Source organism: Tissierella pigra, assembly GCF_009695605.1.
Classification (GTDB): Bacteria; Bacillota; Clostridia; order Tissierellales; family Tissierellaceae; genus Tissierella; species Tissierella pigra.
Genome location: NZ_VUNQ01000121.1, coordinates 1 through 1,016, shown reverse-complemented (window position 1 = coordinate 1,016; position 1,016 = coordinate 1). Strand labels below are relative to the sequence as shown.

The 1,016-nt window shown below is 29.3% G+C and carries 2 protein-coding genes; both read right to left on the bottom strand.

Annotated features, from left to right (window positions below):
• Positions 1–54: 54 nt before the first annotated feature.
• Complete coding sequence (istB, locus tag FYJ83_RS19585) at positions 55–843, bottom strand: IS21-like element helper ATPase IstB (protein ID WP_216584825.1); 789 nt, start codon at positions 841–843, stop codon at positions 55–57.
• Positions 836–1,016: hypothetical protein (locus FYJ83_RS19825; RefSeq protein ID WP_195838084.1), on the bottom strand; the 181-nt coding region annotated here is incomplete at its 5' end. The genes istB and FYJ83_RS19825, both read right to left, overlap by 8 nt.

Genomic DNA, 1,016 nt, shown 5'->3' with positions numbered 1-1,016 from the left:
TGTCAACGACAATCTAATTCTACATAAAAAAGTCATTTAAAAAGTGCAGAGAATTTATTTATTTAAAAGAGTATTTGTGATTTCTTTTCTAGAAGACATATACTCTTTTCTATCTTTTAATCTGTATGATTCTCCTTTAATATTAACTACCGTTGCGTGATGAAGTATTCTATCTAAAATAGCAGCCGCTATTGTATTATCTGAAAATACTTCACCCCACTGTGAAAATGACTTATTTGAAGTAAATATAGTTGAACACTTTTCATATCTTTTAGCTATTAGTTGGAAGAATAGGTTAGCCCCTTGAATATCCATAGGAAGATACCCTATTTCATCTATTATCAATAGCTTGTACTTAGCGTAATGTTTGAGTTTCTTTTGAAGTTGGTTTTCAAAGTGTGCCTTATTTAGTTCTGATATTAAGTCCTGACAACTAATATAATATGTTAAATGCCTATTCTTAGCTGCTGTGATACCTAATCCTATAGCTAAATGGGTCTTACCAACTCCAGGTGGTCCTAAGAACACCACATTTTCAGCATTATGCACAAACCTTAATGTAGATAATTCTTCAACTAATCGTTTATCAACTGAAGGTTGAAATTCAAATTCAAAGTCTTCCAAGGTTTTTCTATATGGAAAACCTGCTACATTTACCTGTATTTCTGAAGCTCTTGTGTCTTTAAATTTAGTTTCTTGATCTAAAAGATAGTCTAGTATATCTACTATATTGGTTTCTTCTTTTAAGGCTATTTCCAAATAGTTATCTATTATTTCATTTATTTTTGTTAGTTTTAGCTTTTCTAAGTTATTTTTAATTCTCTCATAAGCTACATTACTCACTTTTTCCCTCCTCATAAATTTCATCATATGTTGATAAATCTCTATCTTCTACATCAAAAGAGGGATTAACATTTGTTTTAATCAATGTATTTTTACCATATCTTTTTGGAGATACTATACCTATAGATTCATAATGCTCTTTTAAGACTATTAGTTTATTCCTATCAAAGCAT